This is a genomic window from Saccharomonospora iraqiensis subsp. iraqiensis (assembly GCF_000430445.1).
Classification (GTDB): Bacteria; Actinomycetota; Actinomycetes; order Mycobacteriales; family Pseudonocardiaceae; genus Saccharomonospora; species Saccharomonospora iraqiensis.
In genome coordinates, this window is sequence record NZ_KE387038.1 from 13,440 (window position 1) to 16,667 (window position 3,228).

At 74.7% G+C, this 3,228-nt stretch carries 4 protein-coding genes and 2 pseudogenes; 5 read left to right on the forward strand and 1 reads right to left on the reverse strand.

Annotation, left to right across the window (positions count from 1 at the left end; genetic code table 11):
• The 5 genes and pseudogenes from ACTIR_RS27335 to ACTIR_RS0101835 all read left to right on the forward strand — a co-directional run.
• Positions 1–213 (forward strand): annotated as a pseudogene (locus ACTIR_RS27335) (NrfD/PsrC family molybdoenzyme membrane anchor subunit); the annotation flags it as partial.
• Positions 214–267: 54 nt separating this feature from the next.
• On the forward strand, positions 268–729 hold the full coding sequence (locus tag ACTIR_RS0101820) for an NUDIX domain-containing protein (protein ID WP_026453008.1): 462 nt from the start codon (positions 268–270) through the stop codon (positions 727–729).
• Between the two features lie 132 nt (positions 730–861).
• A complete protein-coding gene (locus tag ACTIR_RS27045) occupies positions 862–1,383 on the forward strand; it encodes a hypothetical protein (protein WP_154663636.1) in 522 nt (173 codons plus the stop codon).
• Between the two features lie 81 nt (positions 1,384–1,464).
• Positions 1,465–1,974: a hypothetical protein gene (locus ACTIR_RS0101830; protein WP_026453009.1), complete on the forward strand. Its 510-nt coding sequence runs from the start codon at positions 1,465–1,467 to the stop codon at positions 1,972–1,974.
• A 73-nt stretch (positions 1,975–2,047) separates the two neighbouring features.
• Positions 2,048–2,887, forward strand: coding sequence for an MBL fold metallo-hydrolase (locus ACTIR_RS0101835; protein WP_026453010.1), 840 nt, complete (start codon positions 2,048–2,050; stop codon positions 2,885–2,887).
• Positions 2,888–2,902: 15 nt separating this feature from the next.
• Here the strand turns inward: ACTIR_RS0101835 and ACTIR_RS26160 are convergent.
• A pseudogene (locus ACTIR_RS26160) lies at positions 2,903–3,228 on the reverse strand (alpha/beta hydrolase); the annotation flags it as partial.

Consider the following 3,228-nt stretch of genomic DNA (forward strand, 5'->3'; position numbering starts at 1 on the left):
GCCACGGCCCTGTCCGGCGTGGCGTTGCTGACCGGTTCCGCGCTGACCAAGTGGGGTGCCTTCGAGGCGGGCCGGGTCTCCGCCGCCGACCCGAAGTACACCGTCGTCCCGCAGCGCGAGCGACTGCGGGCGCGCGCCGCCGGGGCCGACGGTGCGGGAACGCCCGGGACCACGGCCGGTCACACGGCCGGCGATCCCGCCTCCCACGGTTGACCGCGCGGGCCACTCGGGTCGTCACCGTCCTGTGGCCTGCGGGACAATGCCGGAGTGGCCAGGCACAGCGCGGGCATCCTGCTCTACCGGCGGACCCCGGAGGGCATCCACGTGCTGCTCGGGCACATGGGCGGGCCGTTCTGGACCCGCCGGGACGCCGGGGCCTGGACGGTGCCCAAGGGGGAGTACGGACCCGACGAGCGGCCCGAGGACGCCGCCCGGCGGGAGTTCGAGGAGGAGCTCGGCCTGCCGCCACCCGCCGGGGAGCTGCTGCCTCTGGGGGAGGTCCGGCAATCGGGCGGGAAGACGGTCGCCGTCTGGGCGCTGCACGGTGATCTCGACCCGGACACCGTCCGGCCCGGCACGTTCGAACTCGAATGGCCCCGGGGGTCCGGGACCGTCCGTACCTTCCCCGAGCTGGACCGGGTCGGGTGGTTCGACCTCGACCGGGCCCGGGGGAAGCTGATCACCGCGCAGCGCGTGTTCCCCGACCGGCTCGCCGCACGGATCGTCTGACCCGGGGTCCACCGGGCGGGGGCGTGCCACGCCGATGGTGGACAGCGGCCCGAACACCGTCCGTGACGCGCCGACGTCGGACGTCGCCCGGCACGGCGAGACTGGATCGATCGGGTGGCGTCGGTGACCGGTGTGTGGCTGTTTCGGACCACCTGGCAGGGGTACGTCCGCACCATGAGCCTGGTACCGCAGCTCCCGGTGCGCGGAGCGGACAGCGCGGACAGAGCGGACAGCGCGGACGTCTCCCTGCCCGGGGCGGACCGGGACTCCGGCGACGCGGTCCGCGCCGGGGTCGCCTGCCCGGGGCACGTCCGTGTCGGGGCCGACGCGCACCGTCGCCTCGAGTTCTGCGACGGTGCGTCGGTGGAGGTGCTCGCGTCCTACCCGGTCCGCCCCGAGGCGGACCTGTTCAGTCTCGCGCGGGTGCTCGTCTTCCACTGCGCCGACTGCCGTGACCCCTGCGAGGCCACGATCATCGCCGTGCGGGAGGGAGGCGTGCTGTGTCCCTCCTGCTACGCCGCACTCGGGACCGTGCGCGACCCGCCGGACCATCAGGACCGGACCTCGTCCGGGGAGTCCGTCCCGGGGACGTGCCGCACGGAGGTCCGCGCCGGTGCAGCCGGGGAACCGGCACGGGAACCGACCGCGGCCTGAGGACCCCACCACGAACGGGAGCCGTCCCCTCGGGCGGGTCGACGACAGGCGGGAGGAAGTATGCCGACAGACCGAATCCGGATGCACTGGACCCGTTCGGCCGCGGTGGGCCTGGTCTCGGGTGCCGTCGGGGTCGCGGCCATGACGGTGGGGGAGAAGGTCGAACAACGGTGCACCGGCCGCCCGGACTCGTTCGTGCCCGCCCGGACCCTGCGCCGACTGCGGGGCCTGCCGGACACGAACCGGCTGTCCCGCAAGGCCAACCTCGGGATGCACGTGGGCCAGGCGATCCTGCTGGGGACGCTGCGCGGTGTGATGGCCGGTGCGGGCCTGCGGGGTCCGTGGGCGTCGGCGATGTTCCTCGTGGTGCGGCTGACCAACGACCAGACCCTGGAGAACGCCACCGGGGTGGGCGCCCCGCCGTGGACCTGGCCCCGCGACGAAGTGGTCGTCGACGTGCTGCACAAGGCGGTGTACGCGGGCACCACGGGCGCCGTCGCGGACGCGCTCGCGGCGCGGTGGGGGCCGGGACCCGGTCAGGTGCACGCCCGGCGCCGCACCGGCAGCGTCCACGACGTCGGACCACCGTGACCACCCGGCGGTGCCGGGGCGCCACCCGCCGTCGTCACCGACAGTCCCGCTCCCGGGACGGGAAGGGGCACCGTTGCTCGACCCCGGGCCCGACACGCTCACCTTCATCGGGAACGCCACGGCACTGCTCAGGCTGGGTCCGTTCACGGTCCTCACCGACCCGAACTTCCTGCACCGCGGCCAATGGGTGCACATCGGGCACGGCCTGCACACCCGTCGGCGCACCGAACCGGCCGCCCAGCCCGCCGACCTGCCCGGCCTGGACGCCGTCCTGCTGTCCCACCTGCACGGGGACCACTTCGACCGTGTCGCGCGGCGGGAGCTGTCCCGGGACCTGCCGATCGTGACCACCCCGCACGCCGCCCGTGCCCTCGGGCGGGCGGGCTTCCGGGACACCCGCGACCTGCGGACATGGCACCACCACACGCTCACCCGGGACGGGGCGGGCCTCACGGTGACGGCCGTGCCCGCCCGGCACTCCGGGACGGTTCTGGACCACCTGCTGTTGCCGCCGGTGATGGGCAGCGTCCTGGAGTACCGTCCCGCCCCGGACGCGGGCCGGGACGAGACCCTGCGGCTCTACCTCAGCGGGGACACCATGCCGCACCGCACCCTGCGGCCGATCCACGAGCGTTTCCCCGACCTCGACGTCGCGGTCCTGCACCTCGGCGGTACGCGGGTGCTGGGCCTGTGGTTGTCGATGAACGACCGGCACGGGGCCGATCTGCTGCAGCTGTTGCGACCGGGTGCGGTGGTCCCGGTCCACCACGACGACTACGGCCTGTTCACGTCCCCGCTGTCGAACTTCCTCGTCGAGGTCGCCGCCCGGGGGCTGCCGAGCCGGGTGCGACCGGTGCTGCGGGGGGAGAGCATTCCGTTGCGCCCCGCCGGTGCGGCACCCGGGCAGGAGTGAGGGCGCACCGACGGGTCACCGCCGGTCGCGCGCCCACGCCCGCAGCCGGGAGTCGACGGCGGTGTAGACGTCCGGGTCGAGCCCCATCGTCACGTGCGAGCTGGTGACCTCCACGCCCTCGGCGCACGGGTCCTGGCACAGCTGCCACGGCGCCACGGTGTCGTGCCGCGAGTACACCGACACGCCCGGGACGTCGTCCGGCAGTCGCGCGGCCAGCAGGGCACGGTTCGTCCGGTAGCACTCGCCCGCGAAGCAGTCGTCGTCGAGCACGCCCCGCACACCCAGCGCCGCCAACCGGGCCAGGGACCGGGCCGCCCGCACGCTGCCCGGCCTGGCCCCGA

What these genes read in the sequence shown, in the direction of transcription:
- ACTIR_RS0101830 (WP_026453009.1), top strand. Translation starts at nt 1,465, where the DNA reads ATGCACTGGACCCGTTCGGCCGCGGTGGGCCTGGTCTCGGGTGCCGTC.